Raw genomic sequence first — 16,009 nt, 5'->3', positions numbered from 1 at the left:
CGTCCGGACTTTTCTGCCTTCTACCAGACCGTGACGCTGGCAGGCACAGCCCTTGCAAAGCCCGTTCCGTCAGCCCCGACGGAGGCCGCCATGAGCCGCTCCGAGATCGCCGCGAAGCCGTCCCCGCTCAGCATCGACCTGCCGCGCGCCGCGCTCGTCATCATCGACATGCAGCGCGACTTCCTCGAACCCGGGGGCTTCGGCGCGGCGCTCGGCAACGACGTCTCGCTGCTGATGGCGGCGGTCGAGCCCTGCCGGCGCATGCTCGCCGGCGCGCGCGCCGCCGGCATGCTCGTCATCCATACCCGCGAGGGGCACCGGCCCGACCTGTCCGATGCGCCGCGTGCCAAGGTCGAACGCGGCGCGCCCGAGAAGCGCATCGGCGCACCGGGACCGATGGGCCGCATCCTCGTCCGTGGCGAGGCCGGCCACGACATCATTCCGGCGCTGGCGCCGCTTGCCGAAGAGCCGGTGATCGACAAGCCCGGCAAGGGCGCCTTCTACCAGACCGATCTCGACCTGATGCTGCGCAACCGCGGCATTGAGACGCTGCTGGTCTGCGGGGTCACCACCGAGGTCTGCGTTCATACGACCGTGCGCGAGGCCAATGACCGCGGCTATCGCTGCCTCGTGCTGGCAGACGCCTGCGCCTCCTATTTCCCCGAGTTCCACGAGGTCGGGCTACGCATGATCGCGGCCCAGGGCGGAATCTTCGGCTGGGTTTCGACGACGGATACCGTGCTGGCGGCGTTTGCTGCGCAGGACCAGGCGGCCTGACGCGAGGAGGGAGAGATGGCGACCAAGACGGCTACGACTGAAACCTCGCCGAAGCTCTGGACGCCGGGCGACTGGAACGCCCTGTTCGGCTTCGGCACCAACATCCTGGTCAATCTCCTGGTGCTGACCGGGTTGCTGCAATTCGTGCTGAAGATGCCGAGCCAGATCGTCTTCGGCCGCATCTTGCCGGCGCTCGGGCTGATGATGTTGCTTTCTACGGGCTACTACGCCTGGCTCGCCTGGAAGCTGGCGAAGGAGACCGGCCGGGAGGATGTCTGCGCGCTGCCTTCGGGCATCAGCGTGCCGCACATGTTCGTCGTCACCTTCGTGATCATGCTGCCGATCGCGAGCATGACCGGCGATCCGGTCAAGGGCTGGGAGGCCGGGCTGGTCTGGGTCTTCTTCCAGAGCTTCATCCTGATGATCGGCGGCTTCATCGCCCCGTTCGTCCGCAAGATCACGCCGCGCGCCGCCCTGCTGGGAACGCTCGCCGGCGTCTCGATCGCCTTCATCTCGATGCGGCCGGCTCTGGAGATCTTCCTGACGCCGGCGATCGGCCTGACCTGCCTCGCCATCATCCTGGTGAGCTGGTTCGGCGGCGTGCGCTATCCGCGCGGCATCCCGGCCGGGCTCGTCGCCATCGCCTTTGGCATGGGGCTAGCGTGGGGCGCCGCACTGTTCGGGCTCGACGTCGGCGGCATGAGCCTCGCCAGGCTTGGCGCCGCCTTCGCCAATTTCGGCTTCTCGCTGCCGCTGCCGGCGGTCGACCACGTCTTCTCCGGCTTCACCTATCTCGGCATCATCCTGGTCACTGCCATCCCCTTCGGCATCTACGACCTCGTCGAGGCGATGGACAATGTCGAGAGCGCCGAAGCGGCGGGCGACCACTATCCGACGACGCGGGTGCTGACCGCCGATGGCGTCGTTTCTCTGATCGGCTGCCTGATGGGCAACCCCTTCATCAACGCGGTGTATATCGGCCATCCCGGCTGGAAGGCTATGGGCGGACGCATCGGCTATTCGGCCGCGACCGGCTTGATCGTCGCCGCTTTGTGCTGGTTCGGCGTCGTCGCGCTGCTGCTGGCGCTGGTGCCGATCGTCGCGATCTCGCCGATCCTGCTCTATATCGGCATGCTGATCGGGGCGCAGGCATTCCAGACCACGCCGGCGAGCCATGCGCCCGCCATCGTGCTCGCCCTGACGCCGCATCTCGCGGCCTGGGCCAAAGTCCTGATCGACGGCGCACTCGGCGCGGCCGGTACCAATGCAGCTGCCGTCGGCATCGACAAGATGGCCAATATGGGCGTGCTCTATCACGGGCTCGAGCTGATGGGCGGCGGCGCCATTCTGTCCGGCCTCGTCCTCGGCGCGATCGCCGTCTTCGTCATCGAGAAGCAATTCCTGAATGCGGCCGCCTTCGCCGCCGCTGGCGCGGTGCTGACCTATTTCGGCCTGATGCATGGCGAGGCCATCGGGATCGGCAAGGGGCTCGGCGTGACGCCCTCGATCAGCCTGGGCTATGCGATGGTGGCCGGCTTCCTCTGGCTTTGCGCACGCCAGCTTGCGGGCGAAAGGGCAACGAAGGCGATGACCAGCGAGCCGCATGCGCGTCTGGAGCCGGCGGAATGAGCGAGGCGACGCGGGAGTGCGATCCGGCCACCCATCTCGATGCGATGGCGGCGGCGCTGGGACTCGCCATCACGGCGGAGCAGCGCCAGGGCGTGATTCGTTTCCTGGCTACTGCGGAAGCGATGGCTCGGATCGTGCAGGCAGCACCGGTCGGCGAGGATACGCTCGAACTCGCCCCGGTCTTCCGGCCGGGGCGGGCGGAGGTGGAGGAAGAGGCGTGAGCGTCGACGTCTTCGCACCGGCGCATCGGATCGCCGCGCAGGTCCGCTCCGGCGAGATCGATGCCGAGGCCGTCGCTCGCACCTTCATCGAGCGGATCGACAGGATCGACCGAAAGGTCAACGCCTTCACCGATGTGACGGCTGGGCGCGCGCTTGCGCAAGCCGCCGCAATCGACAGGGCCCGTGCTGCCGGCGAGCCGCTCGGCCCGCTCGCTGGCGTACCCTTCGCCGCCAAGAACCTGTTCGACATCGAAGGCCTGCCGACACGGGCGGGCTCGAAGATCAACCGCGAGCGGCCCCCCGCCCGGAGCGACGCCGTGCTGATTGAGCGCCTGACGGCGGCCGACGCCGTGCTGATCGGCGGGCTCAACATGGGCGAATACGCCTATGATTTCACCGGCGAGAACGCGCATGACGGCCCGTGCCGCAATCCCCATGACCTCTCGCGCATGGCAGGCGGCTCGTCCTCGGGCTCCGGTGCTGCGACGGCGGCCGGGATGGCGCCGATCTCGCTGGGCTCCGACACCAACGGTTCGATCCGCGTGCCGTCCTCGCTGTGCGGCGTGTTCGGCCTGAAGCCGACCTATGGCCGCTTGCCGCGCACGCGCAGCTTTCCGTTCTGCGACTCGCTCGATCATCTCGGCCCGTTTGCGCGCGACGTCGCCGATCTCGCCTTGGCCTACGACCTGCTGCAAGGCCCGGACCCGCATGACCCGGCCTGCGCGCAGCGGCCGGTCGAACCGGTCTCGGCGCAGCTGACGAAGGGCGTCTCGGGTCTGCGGATCGCCGTAGCGGGCGGGCATTTCGCGACCGACGGCATGCCGGAGGCGGCGGCGGCCGTAAGTGCCGTGGCTCAATCACTTGCCGCGACACGTACCATCGCGCTGGACACCGCGCCAATCGCGCGAGCGGCCGCGTTCCTGATCACGAATGCGGAGAGTTCGGCCCTCCATCTTGGGCGCTTGCGGGAACGGGCGGACGACTTCGATCCCGACACGCGCGACCGCTTCCTGGCCGGCGCCATGCTTCCAGCTGCCTGGTATATCCAGGCGCAACGGGCGCGCCGCTGGTTCCACGCCGAGATGATGCGGGTCTTCGAGGAGGTCGACCTGATCATCGCCCCCGCGACGCCCTTTACGGCACCACCGATTGGTCAGAAGACGCTGGAACTAAGAGGCGAGATCTTGCCGCTACGCCCCAGTCTCGGGATATTCACCCAGCCGATCTCCTGCATCGGCTTGCCGGTTGCGGCAGTGCCCGTCACTGGCGGCGAACTGCCGATCGGCGTCCAGTTGATCGCTGCGCCCTGGCGAGAAGACATCTGCTTGAAAGCCGCTTACGTCTTGCAGGAGACGAAGGTTTGCAGCGCCGCGGCGCCGAAAGGAATCTGATTCTTCGAGATGATTGCCCGCTGGGCCATCGAGCAGTCCGGCTCGGAGGCTCGTCCCGGGCCTGCTTGACCCTCAGTTTCCGTTACCGATCAGTCGGCCAGCGCTTCATCTACCTGCACGACTGGGGCGCGCCCGTCGGCCTCGATAGCGCCATGCGCTCTCCCGATCAGGTTGCCGGCCTGATCATTCAGAATGCCAACGCCCATCGCTCGGGCTTCGGGCCGCTATGGGAGGCGACCTTCGAGTTCTGGGCGAACCCGACCGCAGAAAACGAAGCAAAGGCGACCTCGCATCTGACTTTCGAATTCACCCGCGAGCAATACACCGGCGGGCTGCCGGAGGAGGTCGCCGCCAGGATCAAGGGAGAGCCCTGGATCGAGGACTGGACGGTCATGAATCTGCCCGGCCGCATGGAGATGCAGCGGGCGCTGATCGCCGATTATGCCAATGTCGTCGCCCGCTTCGACGCCATCGCCGACTATCTCTGGAGATGGCAGCCGCCGGCGTTGATGCTGTGGGGCCGGCACGAACCCTATTTCGCGCTCGCCGAGACAGTGTCCTGGCTGGAAGATTTCCCGCGAATGGAAGCGCATATTCTGGACGGCAGTCATTTTTTGCTCGAAACACACGCCGAGCCCGCTCTTGCCCTCATGTTGGAATTTATCGAGGGAACGTGGATGCATAGGCCCGACCATAAACGTGATTGGGGAACCGGCTGGTAGGCCTCGGGATTGCCATGGTTGTCCCACTCCGGAGGATCGCCATGTACCGCTCGATCTGGACCCGCTACGGCTTCGCTTGGGTGACGGGTGGGTTTTTCCTGTTCAGCCTTGCGGGCCACTGGCTCTTTGGCTGGCTCGATTATGTCAGCGAGCAAGGTGCACACGGCCAGCCCATCGAGTTCACAGGCTTCGCCGTGCAAATTCTGCGCGAGACCTTCGAGAACTGGCAGTCGGAATTCCTGCAACTGCTCTGGCAGGTCGCGGGCCTGGCTATCCTGCTCCATGTCGGTTCTCCGCAATCCAAGGAGGGTGAGGACAGGTTGGAGGCAAAGCTCGATGCGATCCTGCGGGCGGTCGATCGTGATGACGCCGACCGACTGATCGACGAGATCGATCGCGACTATGCCGGTCGCCATACCGACCATCGCTATGTCCGTGAGCATCAGGGCTGAATGGTTCTCGCGCGGGGCGGAACATCCACGCCAGCACCTTGTTGCCCCTTCGGATAGCCGCGCGGCGCTCACCGGAGCGAGGACACTCGGATGATGCATGTGGATCAAATTCGCGAAGGGCTCGAAGTCGTCGGGTCCGACCAGGGCCATGTCGGCACCGTCGACGGCCTCGCCGGCCAGTTGCTCAAGCTGAAAAAGAACGATCCCGCCTCGGGCGGCACTCACCACTATCTCGACATCGGCCTGATCGGCGCGATCGAAGGCGATATCATCAAGCTGCTTGTCACCGCCGATGATGCGAAGCAGCGCTGGTCGGAAGAGAGCGAATAAAGAGCGCTCCGCCCTCGGAACTCCGCTCCTTGAGCAGAGGAGTTTGCGATGGGTTAGGTTACCGGCAGGCGCTGAGCAGCATCGCTGCCAGCGCGGCCCAGCCGATACCGACGAGGCTGAGCGCATTCAGCGCCCATGCGCTTCTTTGCAGGAAATGCTCGAACCGGTCATCGTTGACCATCGCACGACGGCGACGACCGGTTCGGGACGTATGAAGGGTGAGCGCCACCATCGCGAGAATGGTTACGCCAACGATGATCGCGTCATGGACTGCCGGGAGACCGAAGCGGCAGGCCAGGGATTCCGACGCGTAGACCGTAAGGAAATGGGCAGCCCAGACAGTCGGGCCGACGAGCGCGACGCCCGCTTGGCGCAAAGGAGCGGCGCTGGTCACGGCTCGGCCACCAGTCGCGGAAAGCCATGAGTGAGCAGCAGGCCGAAGGATGCCTGGCCGATCGCGTAGGCCCAGAGCAGCATCAGGACGTCGAAGACGACGCGCCTGCTGCCGTCGAGTCGTCCGACCAGGAGGCGCGCAACCGCGAAGAGGGCGATGATGACGACCGCGGCGATAATCTGAGCCTGTAGGGCGGCATTGGCGTACACCATGGCCGCATAGCCACTCGCTTGCGGGCGCAAGCCGCTTCGCCAGTGGCCGATGAGGTCGAGCGCGAGCCCTCCGGCAAGGGCTGTGATCCCGGCGAGGAGAACCAGCGTCAGCAGCCCGGTGTGCCGCGCGCCGCGACCGAGAAGGTGATGGGCTCCTGCGAGTAAAACGCTGCTGAAGCCGAAGGCTGCGAACGACAGCCATGCACTCGCTGGCGACGGCAGGTCCGACCGTCGCGGCCATCCCTCGGGCGCTATCGTCCAGAGATAGAGGAAGCCGAACAGATAGGAGAGGTAGAGCGCAGCCGCGACCAGCAGCAGGATGACGACGGCCCACCAGCTGTGCGAGGCCGGCCCCGACGCATAGGTCGGCAGAACGATGCCGCCGCCGATGTCGACCTTGCCGGCCGATGGCGGATCGCTGTCCCACATCCAGACCAGGATCGAAATTACCGCCAGGACACCGCAGATTGCGGCGAGCGTCACGGCCTTGACGGTGAGAAGCAGGAAAAAGCTGGCGGTGAACAAGGCAGCGCTGACATGCGCATAGCCGGGTCCGCTGAGGCGCATTAAATATTGCGGCTCGGCTTCGATCGGTGAGGTCACGATCGTCTCTCGTGCGCCGGTCAACGTTCCCGGCAGATAATAGCCGCCAGCTTCGACATCGCGGGCGAGATTTGGTTGCTGCCAGAGCGGATCGCGTTCAATCACACGCGGAATGCTGCGCGTGGCATACTCATGGTTGGGCAGCCATTCGAGGCTATTGGCGCCCCAGACATCGCCCGCGGGGTGCGATCCCGTTAGCCGCATATTGCGCGCCACGTCGATGAGGAAGACGAGAATGCCGGCGGCAAGGATGAAGGCGCCGATGGTCGAGACCATGTTGAGCCCGTCCCAGCCGATGCCGGCCGGGTAGGTGTAGACCCGGCGCGGCATGCCGATCAGCCCGGTCACATGCATCGGCAAGAAGGCGATGTTGAAGCCGGCGAAGATCAGCCCGAAGGCCCAGCGGCCGAGCCGCTCCGAGAGTGGGCGGGTGCTGAAGGCCGGGGTCCAGTAGTAGACCGCCGCGAAGAGCGGAAAGACCATGCCGCCGAACAGCACATAATGCAGGTGAGCGACGACGAAATAGCTGTCGTGAGCCTGGCGATCGAACGGCACCATCGCCACCATCACACCGGTCAGCCCGCCCAGCGTGAAGATCACGAGAAAGCCAATCACGAAGAGCGAGGCCACCGGCAGCTTGAGCCGTCCTGCCGCGATCGTTGCGATCCAAGCGAAAACCTGGATGCCGCTCGGGATCGCCACCGCCATGCTTGCCGCCGAGAAGAAGCCGAGCGAGCGGGCGGGAATGCCCGTGGTGAACATGTGGTGGACCCAGAGGCCGAAGGAGAAGAAGCCGACCGCGATCAGCGCCACCACGATCAGGCGATAGCCGACGAGCGGCGTCCCGGCCATGGTCGGCACGATCATCGAGACCATGCCGGCTGCCGGCAGGAAGATGATGTAGACTTCCGGATGGCCGAAGAACCAGAAGAGGTGCTGCCAGAGCAGCGGATCGCCGCCACGCTCGGCGATGAAGAAGGGCCAGTCGAATGCCCGCTCGAGCTCGAGCAGGATGGTGGCCAGGATCACCGCCGGAAAGGCGAAGACAATCATCCCGGCGAAGATCAGCATCGTCCAGGCGAAGATAGGCATCCGCGCCAGCGTCATTCCGGGGGCACGGGTGCGCAGCACGCCGACGATGATCTCGATCGCGCCCGCGATAGCGGAGATCTCGATAAAGCCAATGCCGAGCAGCCACCAGTCGGCGCCGATGCCGGGCGAGAAGCGCGTGCCGGTCAGCGGCGGATACATGAACCAGCCGCCCGACGGCGCGACGCCGAAGAACAGCGTGCAGAAGAAGACCGATCCGCCGATGAAATAGGCCCAGAAAGCGAAGGCGCCGAGCCGCGGAAAGGGCAGATCGCGGGCGCCTAGCATCTGCGGCAGCAGCAGGATGCCGACCGCCTCGACGGCCGGCACGGCGAACAGGAACATCATCACCGTGCCGTGCATGGTGAAGATCTGGTTGTAGGTGTCCTGCGAGAGGAAATCGTTGCCAGGAACGGCGAGCTGCAGACGGATCAGCAGGCCGAGGATGCCGGCGAGCAGGAAGAACAGGAACGCCGCCGCGATGTAGAAGTAGCCGATGATGGTGTTGTTGACTTCACCGATGACCCGCCAGCCTTTCGGGCCCTTCCAGACGGTCGCCAGCTGTTCCAGCTCGCCTTCGGGCCTCGGCAGAGGGGAGGGCAGTTCGGTAGCGCTTGCGGGTCTTGGAGCGCTCATGTCAGGCTCCCCAAATAGGCCGTCAGCGCCTCCATGTCCTCGCCTGAAAAGATCGCGAAGGGCGGCATCAGGACACCGGGCTTGCTGGCTTGTGGATCGCTGATGAAGCCGGCGAGGTTCTCAGGCGTCGTTCGCAGGGTCGCCGCACCGAGAAAGCGCCTGCCACCGACGCGGCTGAGATCGGGGCCGATTACCCCCGCCGCCTGCGTGCCACGCACGGCATGACAGGCGCCGCAACCGGCCGACAGGAACAGTTGCTCGCCGCGGGCAAGACGTTCGTCGACAGTTCGGCCCTGCTGATCTGCCGCAGCCAGCCAGGCGTCGAATTCGGCCTGTGGCACCGCAACGATTTCGAGCGCCATCAGCGCATGGGGGCCGCCGCAATACTCGGCGCACTGGCCGCGATAGACGCCCGGCCGATCTGCCCTGAGGCGGAGCCGATTGGTCCGGCCGGGGATCATATCGAGCTTGCCGCCAAGGCTCGGCACCCAGAACGAATGGATGACGTCGTTGGAGCGCAGGGTGAACTCGATGTCGCGCTCGACTGGGATCCTGATTTCGTTGGCCTCCGAAACCGGCGATGCGCCCTCACGTTGATAGGCGATCCGCCACCACCATTGTTCACCGGTCACGTCGATCCGCAGCTCGGGCGGTGTCGGCGCCGCGATCGTCTCGCGCATCAGCCAAAGCCCATAGCCGAGCAGAAGGCTCAGCGTGACCACCGGGAAAACGATACCGCCCCATCTGATCAGCCCATCGCCGCTGAGCGCTCGCCGTATGCGTCCAGGCCCCCAGATCGCTGCGCCAAGGGCTGCGAGCACGAGCAAGAAGATCGCGGCGCCGCCGGCAAAAAGGATCCAGCTCAACAGAGTGATCTTTTCCGCTTCATCGCCGGCGGGAGACAAAGCCGATTGCGGCGAGCAGGCGGAAAGCGCTCCGAAGCCGACGATGACTGCAGGGTTGGCAGGGTAGCGTCTCATCGACCTGCCTCGTGCGCGGCAGCGAGGCTCGTGAAATAGGCGGCGACGTCCTGCGCATCCGCCTCGCTCAGCCGGCGCGCGATCGGCGCCATGATCTTTCCGGTCACGCTGCGATCGTTGAGTCCGGCGCGCCAGACTGCGAGCTGGCCTTCGAGATAGCGCACGGATTGCCCAGCCAAGCGGGGATATTCGGGGGCGGCCTCGGCGCCATGGCAACCGAGACAGGACGGAATGCTGCGCGAGGGCACGCCATCGCGGGCGATCGCTTCGCCCCGCGCAACAGCAGCGGGATCGGAACTCTCCTCCTGCGTGACAGGCCGCGGCAGCGAGGCGTAGTAGCGCGCGAGCCTACCGATGGCGCCGTTCGAGAGATCGGCGGCGGCAGTCTGCATCACGCCGCTGTCGCGCTCGCCGGCAGCGTAGGCGCGCAACGCGTTCTCGATCATGGCCGTCGGCTGGCCATGCAGGATCGGAACGAGGCGGCTCGGCGGGGCCTGTCTTGCGCCATGGCATCGGGCGCAGGCGCCGATCGCGTCTGCCTCGGTCTGACCTGTCGCGATTTCCGCGCCGCTCTGCGGTTCCGGCTCGATCTCTCCCAGCGCCAATTCGCGATAGCCACGCCGATCCAGGCTCGGCAAGCGCCGCAGGAAGGCGACCACGGCCCAGATCTCGTCATCGCGATGCAACGACGGAAAGCCGGGCATGCCGGCATATTTCAAGCCGTGCTTGACGAGCCAGAACAGCTCGCCATCGCGCCAGAGGCCGACCTTGTCGTTGAGATCGGGTGGCGGCGGCAGCATACTGGCGGCAACCGGGCTGATCGGTGTCCCCGGCGAGCCGTGGCAATAGGCGCAGCCTGCGTGGAAATGGCCGGCGCCGAGGCGCACCCGATCGTCATCGTCGCCTTCCGGCAGTGTGGCTACGGGGGCCCGTCTCCTGACAGAATTCTCCATGCCGAAGCGCAGGAAATAATCGACGATCCGGAAATGGCCGGTACTCGCTGCAACATTGTAGGCGCCTGACCATGCGAACAGCACGGCGCTCGCCATCACCATCACGCCAATCGCCAGGACCACGCCGAGCGCGCGATGTGGCGTCGCGAGCAGCCAGGCCGCCGCTCGTCTAGCGTGCGCGAGCGCTGGCATCGGTAAGGCGCCGGTCGCTGTCGAGCCGGGCCAGCATCCTGGCGGCGAGCGCGACACTGGTGACGAGGTAGCTAAGCGGGCAGGCGGTGATCATCAGCAGGCCCGCCAGTTGCTGATCGGCAAGGCTGGACGGTCCTGTCGTGCAGAGCGCGAGGACGAGGCCGTCGAGATTGTAGAGATCGCGCGGCGCGAAGATCAGCAGGGCGCCGAGCAGGCAGGCCAGCTTTCCGGTCAGGAGGAGCGCGATCAATCCCCTCCACTGCGATGCGGCGATGAGCGCGCACCAGAACCAGATCGCGGCGCCAGCGAGCACGCTCATGAGCGCAGCCTGGGCTGCCGAGGACGATGCAGCGAGATGCTGCACAGTCGGGGCATGCCAGACCCAGAGCGCGACGAGTTGCACGAAGCCTGCGAGCAGTAGCGAGGCTGGGGCGAAGGGACCGCGCCCGCTCAGGCTGAGCGCCACCAGCGGTGCAACCACGTTCATCAGCGCCAAGTGCTGCAACATCTGCAGGGATAGCGGGCCGAGTTCGACGAGCGACCCTGTGATCAGGCCGGATACGGCGAGTACCGCGGCCCCGACCAGGACCGGTCCGGATGCGTCAGGACGTTGCGTCGTGGACCCGCGCGAGCACTGCAAGCGATTTCCCCCTCTGGCGACAACCTTCGATCGGGACCACGGTTCCGCACCGATCGAGGCATGCGCGAACAAAGCATGGCGGATGGCGTTCAGATCTGCGGGGGCCGGATCCCGAGGTTGATGCCATGGCACAGTTCCGAACTGCACTCCTGACGAGCGGAGTCGCGACGTCCCTCCTGGCCCTGGCGGCCTGCAGTGAACCTTCCTTGCCGGAGGAAGCGGGATACGGACCCAACCCGATCCTGCCGGAGCCAACGAGTTCATGGCTGCCCACGATCAAGGTCGCCGATGCCATCGGTTGGAAACCGGGCGAGAAGCCAGTGGCCGCCAATGGCGCGCAGGTCACTGCCTTTGCCACAGGGCTGCAGCATCCCCGCTGGCTCTACGAACTGCCCAATGGCGATGTTCTTGTCGCCGAGAGTGACGCACCGCCGAAGCCTGACGACAAGCAGGACGGTGTGCGCGCTTGGGTCCAGGGTCTGTTCATGAAGAAGGCAGGCTCCAAGACGCCAAGCGCCAATCGCATCACCCTGCTACGCGACGGCAATGGCGACGGCATCGCCGAGACGAAGAGCGTCTTCCTCGAGAACCTGACCTCGCCCTTCGGCATGGCGCTCATTGGCGATCAGCTCTTCATCGCCAATGCGGATGCGATCGTGCGCGTGCCTTATGTCACCGGCGAGACCAGGAGCGCGGCAAGGCCCGTCAAGGTCGCTGACCTGCCGGCAGGTCGCAATCATCATTGGACCAAGAGCCTCCTCGCCGACCCTGACGGGAGCAAGCTCTATGTCGGCGTCGGCTCGAACTCGAATGTTGGCGAGAACGGCATGGCCGAGGAGGAGCAGCGGGCCGCTGTGCTCGAGATCGATGCGCGCTCCGGCGCCACGCAGGTCTTCGCTTCCGGCCTGCGCAATCCCGTCGGCATCGACTGGAATCCAACAACCAAGGAGCTCTGGGTCGCCGTCAACGAACGCGACGAGATCGGTGATGATCTCGTCCCCGATTACATGACCTCAGTGAAGCGTGACGGCTTTTATGGCTGGCCCTACAGCTATTTCGGTCAGCATGTCGACAAACGCATCGAGCCGTCGCGTCCGGACCTCGTCGCCAAGGCGATCAAGCCCGACTACGCGCTCGGTTCCCACAGCGCCTCGCTCGGCTTCACCTTCGTCAAGGATGGACGAATGGGTCAGGCCTATGCCGGTGGCGCATTCGTCGGACAGCACGGCTCGTGGAACCGCGAGCGACCGGTGGGTTATCGCGTCATCTTTGTGCCTTTCACCGAAGGCAAGCCGGCGGGCATGCCGAGGCCGATCCTCACCGGTTTCCTGAATGAGAAAGGCGAAGCGCGCGGCCGTCCCGTCGGGGTGCTGGTCGACCAGCGCAATGGCCTGCTGGTCGCGGATGACGTCGGCAATGCCATCTGGCGTGTGACGGTTCCGTCGAGCTGAGCGGTGAGTGGCCCCGCCGATCCGATCGCCGCTTTCGCCGCGGAACGCGAGGCCACGCCGACCCCGGCCTGCGTGCACTGAGAAACTTTCATCAGGCGTGGGACGTTGTTCAGGAAAGGCACAGCTCTGTGAGCTGCCGGACACGCTTCATTTGAAGGGAGCGCGCGATGCCCCGTGGAGACAAGTCGAAATACACTGACAAGCAGGAACGCAAGGCCGAGCACATCGCTGAGGGTTATGAGAAGCGCGGTGTCTCCGAAACAGAAGCCGAGCGCAGGGCCTGGGCGACCGTCAACAAGGATGATGGCGGTGGCAAGAAGCCCGGCGGATCCGGGCGTGGCAAGGAGACAGGCAATCCGGCCGCACATAAGGGCGGACGGAAGGGTGGAAAGGCTGCAGCTTCGCGTTCGGCCGAAGAGCGATCGGCATCTGCGAAAAAGGCCGCCGCGACGCGAAAGCGCAACGCCGAACGCCGCGCGAGCCAATGAGGGATCACGTCATGACTCAGATGATCACCCGCCACTATCGCAGCTTCGAGGATGCGCGGAACGTCGTCGTCCGTCTTTCGCGAGACGGCATTCCGGCCGAACGCGTCGGATTGGTCGGGCGCCAGGAGGGTGGCGATGACAATACCGGCGCTGCGGCGGGTGTCGGTGGCGCGGCCGGTGCGGCAACCGGCGCAGTCTTGAGCCTTGGCGCGCTCACTCTGCCGGGCGTCGGGGCAGTCATCGCCGCGGGCTGGTTCCTGGGCGGAGCCCTAGTTGGAGCGCTCGCAGGCGGTCTCGCCGGAGCGCTGATCGATGCCGGGGTTCCACATACGGACGCCGAGCGGCATGCCGAGGCGGTCAACAGCGGGTCTGCTCTCGTCACGGTAGCAGTTGAGCCTGAGGAGATTGGCCGCATCGAGGCGATCATGGACTCGGCACTACCGCTGTCCGAACCAGCGAGCGCACCCTCAGGCATCACGGACGAAAAGCGCAACCCCCCAGATCTCTCAAAAGTCGTTTCGTAAGATCGGCGGCAGCGTGGGGCTCATGGCTGCGGTCTGCGGCAAGCCTGGATGTCTGTTAGAACCGGCGGGGTCCGGAAGCGCGCGCTGAATCTGCTCGGCGACTTCGATTGGGCGCCGCCAGCCAGCCCCTCTAAGCAAATTACGGAACTCACTAACTTTTCAGCAGTTCTCCCGGCAGTCCCGCCAAGCGCGCCACTCGGAGAACTTCCATGGACGACATCATCTATCTGGTCGGCCTCGTGGTCGTGGTCATGGCGATCCTCTCCTTCTTCGGTCTGCGATAGGAGCGTGCCATGGCAAGCGAAACCACAGATGTCGTAGTTGTTGCTCCAACCCAATCTGCCCCCCGCTCCGGCTCCTATCTTGAATGGAGCGCCATCTTCGGAGGCGCTGCCCTTTCGGCCGCCATCACAACGCTTCTCACTACATTCGGCTCGGCAATCGGGCTGAGCCTCGTCTCGTTTGAGCCCTCGCGCTCGACTGGCCTCACGGCGCTGGCTATCGCGGGCGCGCTCTGGGCGCTGTGGGTCACCGTCACCGCGTCCGCTGCCGGCGGCTATCTCGCCGGCCGGATGCGGCGTCCGGTAGCCGATGCGACCTTGCATGAGCGGCACGTCCGGGACGGTGCACATGGGCTCGTGGTCTGGGCCGTCGGCGCTCTGCTCATCGCCGCACTGGCGGCCTCATCTGCCGCCGGCCTCGCCCGAGCCGCAGGGACTGGAGCTGCAGCTGCGACATCGGCGGCAAGCGCCGTGCTGAGCCAGCAAGCCGATCCGCTAGCGACCGCAACCGACACACTGACCCGCTCGACCGGGACCGAACCGGTGACGCAAGCCGAACGTGACGAGGCTTCGCGCATTCTGGTTCGTAGTCTCGCCAGCGGCCAGCTCGACCAAGCCGATCGCTCTCACATCGCCAGCCGCATGGCGGCTCGGATGAACCTCGCCCAACCGGAAGCAGAAAAGCGGATCGACGAGGCTTTTGCCCGGCTCAATCAGGCGAAGGAAACCGCCAAGCAGGCCGCCGAGCGCGCCCGCCGGATCGGCGTGCTCACCGCCTTCCTGACGGCTGCCGCCCTGCTGGTTGGCGCAGCCGCATCATGGATGGCGGCGCAACTGGGCGGCAAGCATCGTGACGAGGAGCTCGACCTGACACGCCTTTGGGGGCCGCGCTGAACCATAGTCAACGGAGTTCATCATGCGTGACGGACACGGCAATCCATTGAGCCCTGAGCGGGAGGAGGAGGTGAAATCCCGTGAGCCGGCGAAGCAGGATGCAAAAGGCCAGTTTGCGCCCTCTCAGGCCAAGCCCAACCCTGGAGGCATGACGAGCGCCAACCCTGTCGTCCTGTCCGGGGATGGCGATGCCACTCCCGGAAACGGTCATGGGCGGGATCGGGATCCGAGCGGGCCTCGCTCGGGTTGATCGGAGCGTCATCGATGGCATCGCCGACGATACTCGTCCTACCCTTCGAGGAGCGCGGACCAATCCCGAACAATCCGCGCTTCCCGGCTCTGGTCTATCGGCATGCCTTCCCGCCGGAGCTGGCCGACCTCGCCAGCGCAATCGAGCAGCGCTTTGACGAAAATGGTTGGCCACCGGCTTGGCGGAATGGAATCTACGACTTCCATCACTACCACTCGAAAGGGCATGAGGTCCTGGGCATTGCCAAGGGCTCGGCCGAACTGCTCCTAGGCGGTGAAGGCGGCCGAGAACTTGGCGTCCGCTCGGGAGATGTTGTTCTGCTACCAGCCGGCACAGGCCATCGCCGGCTCAGTGCCAGCAGCGATTTCTTGGTCGTCGGCGCCTATCCTCCGGGGCAGAGCGGGGACATCCTGCGCGATGCGCCGACCGTCGATATACGGACTGCTATCAGCCGGTTGGCGAGGCCTGCAAAAGATCCCGTGTTTGGCCGCGAGGGGCCATTGCTCGAGCATTGGAGCGATGGGCTCTAGGAACGCTGGCGGTGTTTCTCAATTTCGGCGAGGACCGAAAAGCTGATCAGTCGCAAGCGAGATCGTCCGCTTCCGACGGAGTTCCATGTTTCTTCGATCCAGTTCAATAGCAGCCCGCAATAGGCCACCAGGTACAATCATGTCCTGCTGGAGTAGCCAGGCCACTGAGCTGACGCTGCGGCCGGAGAAACAGGAGAGTGCGTCCAGCATGTCGCCTTCGCTCATCTGGAGTAGAAAGCGCTCCCTCAATATTTTGCCGCTCGGCGGCGCCCGGTGGCTGAGCGGAAGGACGTGGCTGACCAGTTCCGGAGAATGATGGCTCATCGCGCCCTCCAAGCCGCAGGTCAACAACGCAGCAGGCGGCGATCGG

18 protein-coding genes are annotated in these 16,009 nt (G+C 65.5%); 12 read left to right on the top strand and 6 right to left on the bottom strand.

Annotated elements, in window-relative coordinates; translation table 11 throughout:
- Window positions 1-90 precede the first annotated feature (90 nt).
- From ACQKLX_RS02145 to ACQKLX_RS02115, 7 genes are all read left to right on the top strand, one after another.
- Window positions 91-777, top strand: coding sequence for a cysteine hydrolase family protein (locus tag ACQKLX_RS02145; RefSeq protein WP_427359045.1), 687 nt, complete (start codon window positions 91-93; stop codon window positions 775-777).
- Window positions 778-792: 15 nt separating this feature from the next.
- Window positions 793-2,406: a regulator gene (locus tag ACQKLX_RS02140; RefSeq protein ID WP_427359044.1), complete on the top strand. Its 1,614-nt coding sequence runs from the start codon at window positions 793-795 to the stop codon at window positions 2,404-2,406.
- Window positions 2,403-2,627, top strand: a complete 225-nt coding sequence (locus ACQKLX_RS02135) for a DUF4089 domain-containing protein (RefSeq protein WP_427359042.1) — start codon at window positions 2,403-2,405, stop codon at window positions 2,625-2,627. Before ACQKLX_RS02140 ends, ACQKLX_RS02135 begins: the two co-directional genes overlap by 4 nt.
- Window positions 2,624-4,018, top strand: a complete 1,395-nt coding sequence (locus ACQKLX_RS02130) for an AtzE family amidohydrolase (protein WP_427359041.1) — start codon at window positions 2,624-2,626, stop codon at window positions 4,016-4,018. Before ACQKLX_RS02135 ends, ACQKLX_RS02130 begins: the two co-directional genes overlap by 4 nt.
- Entirely contained in the window at window positions 3,988-4,740 is a 753-nt protein-coding gene (locus ACQKLX_RS02125; protein WP_427359039.1) for an alpha/beta hydrolase, read from the top strand. The genes ACQKLX_RS02130 and ACQKLX_RS02125 overlap by 31 nt, the downstream gene beginning before the upstream one ends.
- Window positions 4,741-4,781: 41 nt before the next feature.
- The gene (locus ACQKLX_RS02120; RefSeq protein WP_427359038.1) at window positions 4,782-5,192 is read left to right on the top strand and encodes a DUF6766 family protein; all 411 of its coding nucleotides are present in this window, start codon (window positions 4,782-4,784) and stop codon (window positions 5,190-5,192) included.
- A gap of 99 nt (window positions 5,193-5,291) precedes the next feature.
- Window positions 5,292-5,522: a DUF2171 domain-containing protein gene (locus ACQKLX_RS02115; RefSeq protein ID WP_427359036.1), complete on the top strand. Its 231-nt coding sequence runs from the start codon at window positions 5,292-5,294 to the stop codon at window positions 5,520-5,522.
- Window positions 5,523-5,580: 58 nt separating this feature from the next.
- Here ACQKLX_RS02115 and ACQKLX_RS02110 read toward each other — a convergent pair whose 3' ends face one another.
- The 5 genes from ACQKLX_RS02110 to ACQKLX_RS02090 are packed head-to-tail and all read right to left on the bottom strand — an operon-like array spanning window position 5,581 to window position 11,089.
- Entirely contained in the window at window positions 5,581-5,916 is a 336-nt protein-coding gene (locus ACQKLX_RS02110; RefSeq protein WP_427359034.1) for a hypothetical protein, read from the bottom strand.
- Window positions 5,913-8,456, bottom strand: a complete 2,544-nt coding sequence (gene ctaD, locus ACQKLX_RS02105; RefSeq protein ID WP_427359033.1) for a cytochrome c oxidase subunit I — start codon at window positions 8,454-8,456, stop codon at window positions 5,913-5,915. The genes ACQKLX_RS02110 and ctaD overlap by 4 nt, the downstream gene beginning before the upstream one ends.
- On the bottom strand, window positions 8,453-9,436 hold the full coding sequence (gene coxB, locus ACQKLX_RS02100; protein ID WP_427359032.1) for a cytochrome c oxidase subunit II: 984 nt from the start codon (window positions 9,434-9,436) through the stop codon (window positions 8,453-8,455). Before coxB ends, ctaD begins: the two co-directional genes overlap by 4 nt.
- Entirely contained in the window at window positions 9,433-10,581 is a 1,149-nt protein-coding gene (locus tag ACQKLX_RS02095) for a c-type cytochrome (protein ID WP_427359030.1), read from the bottom strand. Before ACQKLX_RS02095 ends, coxB begins: the two co-directional genes overlap by 4 nt.
- Window positions 10,559-11,089, bottom strand: coding sequence for a cytochrome c oxidase assembly protein (locus ACQKLX_RS02090; RefSeq protein WP_427359028.1), 531 nt, complete (start codon window positions 11,087-11,089; stop codon window positions 10,559-10,561). The genes ACQKLX_RS02095 and ACQKLX_RS02090 overlap by 23 nt, the downstream gene beginning before the upstream one ends.
- Window positions 11,090-11,346: 257 nt before the next feature.
- On the opposite strand from ACQKLX_RS02090, the gene ACQKLX_RS02085 reads away from it, so the two are divergent.
- The 5 genes from ACQKLX_RS02085 to ACQKLX_RS02065 all read left to right on the top strand — a co-directional run bounded on the left by ACQKLX_RS02085 (window position 11,347) and on the right by ACQKLX_RS02065 (window position 15,639).
- Window positions 11,347-12,672: a PQQ-dependent sugar dehydrogenase gene (locus tag ACQKLX_RS02085; protein WP_427359282.1), complete on the top strand. Its 1,326-nt coding sequence runs from the start codon at window positions 11,347-11,349 to the stop codon at window positions 12,670-12,672.
- Between the two features lie 167 nt (window positions 12,673-12,839).
- Window positions 12,840-13,160 carry a plasmid stabilization protein gene (locus ACQKLX_RS02080; protein WP_427359026.1) on the top strand — a complete coding sequence of 107 codons (321 nt, stop codon included), beginning with the start codon at window positions 12,840-12,842 and terminating at the stop codon, window positions 13,158-13,160.
- A gap of 11 nt (window positions 13,161-13,171) precedes the next feature.
- Window positions 13,172-13,684, top strand: coding sequence for a hypothetical protein (locus ACQKLX_RS02075; protein WP_427359025.1), 513 nt, complete (start codon window positions 13,172-13,174; stop codon window positions 13,682-13,684).
- A gap of 293 nt (window positions 13,685-13,977) precedes the next feature.
- Window positions 13,978-14,859, top strand: a complete 882-nt coding sequence (locus ACQKLX_RS02070) for a hypothetical protein (protein ID WP_427359023.1) — start codon at window positions 13,978-13,980, stop codon at window positions 14,857-14,859.
- Between the two features lie 264 nt (window positions 14,860-15,123).
- Window positions 15,124-15,639 carry a cupin gene (locus ACQKLX_RS02065; protein WP_427359022.1) on the top strand — a complete coding sequence of 172 codons (516 nt, stop codon included), beginning with the start codon at window positions 15,124-15,126 and terminating at the stop codon, window positions 15,637-15,639.
- Window positions 15,640-15,657: 18 nt separating this feature from the next.
- Here the strand turns inward: ACQKLX_RS02065 and ACQKLX_RS02060 are convergent, their stop codons facing one another.
- Complete coding sequence (locus ACQKLX_RS02060) at window positions 15,658-15,963, bottom strand: hypothetical protein (protein WP_427359021.1); 306 nt, start codon at window positions 15,961-15,963, stop codon at window positions 15,658-15,660.
- Window positions 15,964-16,009 lie beyond the last annotated feature (46 nt).

The sequence above is a fragment of the Allobosea sp. NPDC003192 genome, assembly GCF_050275675.1.
GTDB lineage: Bacteria > Pseudomonadota > Alphaproteobacteria > Rhizobiales > Beijerinckiaceae > Allobosea.
This window is presented reverse-complemented; position numbering and strand designations above follow the sequence as displayed.